Origin of the sequence: Mesorhizobium sp. M7A.F.Ca.CA.004.06.1.1, assembly GCF_003999135.1 — a bacterium.
In the GTDB taxonomy this organism is placed as follows: Bacteria; Pseudomonadota; Alphaproteobacteria; order Rhizobiales; family Rhizobiaceae; genus Mesorhizobium.
This window is the reverse complement of record NZ_RZPQ01000979.1, coordinates 1-1,809: the sequence shown is the minus strand read 5'-3', so window position 1 is coordinate 1,809 and position 1,809 is coordinate 1. Positions and strand designations below refer to the sequence as shown.

Annotated in this window: 2 protein-coding genes; both read right to left on the bottom strand. The window is 60.7% G+C overall.

Features of this window, described 5'->3' with window-relative positions; translation table 11 throughout:
- A partial coding sequence (aspS, locus tag EN906_RS32910) for an aspartate--tRNA ligase (RefSeq protein ID WP_164777560.1) occupies positions 1-1,023 on the bottom strand: 1,023 nt, incomplete at its 3' end.
- A 214-nt stretch (positions 1,024-1,237) separates the two neighbouring features.
- The gene (locus tag EN906_RS32905) at positions 1,238-1,714 is read right to left on the bottom strand and encodes a MarR family winged helix-turn-helix transcriptional regulator (protein WP_127271416.1); all 477 of its coding nucleotides are present in this window, start codon (positions 1,712-1,714) and stop codon (positions 1,238-1,240) included.
- Positions 1,715-1,809 lie beyond the last annotated feature (95 nt).

The window sequence follows — 1,809 nt, the reverse complement described above, 5'->3', positions numbered from 1 at the left end:
GTCGCAGAAGGCGCGGCTGCCGCCGGTCTTTGCCGGAATGCCCCACACCTCGGCCTTCGGATCGTTGGCCAGGATGTTGGCGAACACCTTGAAGCCGGAATCGCGAAAATGGTCGGAAACGGCCTGCATTTCGATCGGGTTGCGCAGGTCCGGCTTGTCGGAACCGTATTTGCGCATGGCCACATTATAGGGGATGCGTTGGAAATTCTGCGTCACCGGCTTGCCGTTGGCGAAGGTCTCGAAGACCCCGCGCATGACAGGTTCCATGGTCGAAAGCACGTCGTCCTGCTCGACGAAGCTCATTTCAAGGTCGAGCTGGTAGAACTCACCAGGGAGACGATCGGCGCGCGGGTCCTCGTCGCGGAAGCAGGGCGCGATCTGGAAGTAGCGGTCGAAGCCCGACACCATGATCAGCTGCTTATACTGCTGCGGCGCCTGCGGCAGCGCGTAGAAGGTGCCGGGATGGATGCGCGACGGCACCAGGAAGTCGCGCGCGCCCTCGGGCGACGACGCGGTGAGGATCGGCGTCGAGAATTCGGTGAAGCCGACCTCGCCCATGCGCTTGCGCATTTCGGCGATGATTTTTGTACGCGCAATGATGTTCTTGTGCAGCGTCTCGCGGCGCAGATCGAGGAAGCGGTATTTCAGCCTTATATCCTCGGGATAGTCGGGCTCGCCGAACACCGGCAGCGGCAATTCCTTGGCCGCCGACAGCACCTCGATCTCGCGGGCGAAGATCTCGATCTCGCCGGTCGGCAGATTGGCGTTCGTGGTCTCGGGCAAACGCGCCTTGACCTCGCCGTCGACCCGAATGACCCACTCGCCGCGCACGGTTTCGGCGACCTTGAAGGCAGGAGAATCCGGATCAGCGACGATCTGGGTCAGGCCATAATTGTCGCGCAGGTCGATGAAGAGCAGACCGCCATGATCGCGCACGCGATGCACCCAGCCCGACAGGCGAACGGTCGAGCCGACGTCGCTCTTCCTCAACTGGGCACAGGTATGGCTGCGGTAACGGTGCATTGTCATTGGTAAAGTCCGGGGTGCTCTAGTTGCCGGCCAAGGCATCGCGGCCCGGCCCTGAAAATTTGCGCGAAAAGCGCATGGGAGGCCGGATTTGTCAAGGCAAGCGGACTTCCGTGTCCATGGTGTTCGCCGCCCGGTAGCCGGAGCGAGGCAGCGCGAGGATCAGCGCGGCGCTCAGCCTGTGAAGGAAACCGCCACAGGGCCACAACCGTCAGGCTTGCTCTTCAGCTTCATCGTTGCCTTCCAGTTTTTTCCGCAGCGCCGTCATGACCCTGTGCGTGGTGTTGATGTCCTCGACCAGCAGGCCATCCGCGAGGTTTTCGATCCAGGGCGCCTGCAAATGCATCGCGGCATCGAAAGTCTGTCTTCCCTTGTCAGTCAAAACGACAAGCTGCGCACGCTGATGATGCGGGTTGGCCTCGAAGGCGACGAGCCCTTCCCTATGCAGGTCGTTGACGATCCGTTGGACATTCTGGCGGCTGGCTCCCAGATCGCGCGCCAGCCACGCGACCGGCTGAGGGCGTTCGGCGGTCACGACAGCGCCGAGAACCTGCCAGCGGGCGCTCGTCAAACCGAGGTCGGCGACCAGCCTGTCACCCGATGTGAGCATTCGGCTGTTGAGCCTGAACAGGTCGAGAATGAGATCGGTCAAGGCATTGCCGGCAGGTGTTCGCTTGGCATCAGGCATATGACATCCTATATTGCTATTGACATTATGTTGTCAAATAGATATGTAATCAAGGTAACAGATTGGCACCATAACACCAATTAACGGAGCTTATG